The following is a 539-nucleotide window of genomic DNA, read 5'->3' on the forward strand; positions in this document are numbered from 1 at the left end:
ACGTCTCCAGCCCCATCGCCTTCACGCCGCGCACCATGTCGGCCACGGCGTCGAGCTGATGCGGCTTGGGGTTGCGCCAGGCGGCGCCCATGCAGAAGCGGCTCGCGCCGTTTTGCTTGGCGCGCGAGGCGGCTTCCAGCACTTCGTCAATCGGCATCAGCTTTTCAGCCTCGACACCGGTGTCGTAGCGCGCCGATTGCGGGCAGTACGAGCAGTCTTCGGGACAGCCGCCGGTCTTGATGGACAGCAGCGTCGAGAGCTGCACGGCATTCGCATCAAAGTTGGCGCGGTGCACCTGCTGCGCCTGGAACAGCAGGTCGTTGAACGGCAGCGCGAACAGCGCTTCGATGGCTTCGCGGCTCCAGCGGGCGTTGGGATTCTGCCCGGGCGTGGGCGGCACCTTGGCGGCGTTCGGCACGAAGTTGAGCGGAGTGGATTGCATGAGGACTTCCTTCGAGTGATGCGTGGTTTCGTTGTTATACGGGTCAGGCCGGCAGCAGCCAGTTCGGCTTGCGCTTGCCCAGGAAACTTTGCACGCC

Annotated in this window: 1 protein-coding gene; it reads right to left on the minus strand. The window is 64.9% G+C overall.

Going from position 1 to position 539, the window contains the following annotated elements; translation table 11 throughout:
- Positions 1-442 (minus strand): biotin synthase BioB (locus D1614_RS28750; protein WP_206610205.1); only part of this gene is annotated, 442 nt, incomplete at its 3' end.
- Between the last annotated feature and the right edge of the window lie 97 nt (positions 443-539).

The sequence above is a fragment of the Maribellus luteus genome, assembly GCF_003576475.1.
GTDB classification, from domain to species: Bacteria; Bacteroidota; Bacteroidia; order Bacteroidales; family Prolixibacteraceae; genus Draconibacterium; species Draconibacterium luteum.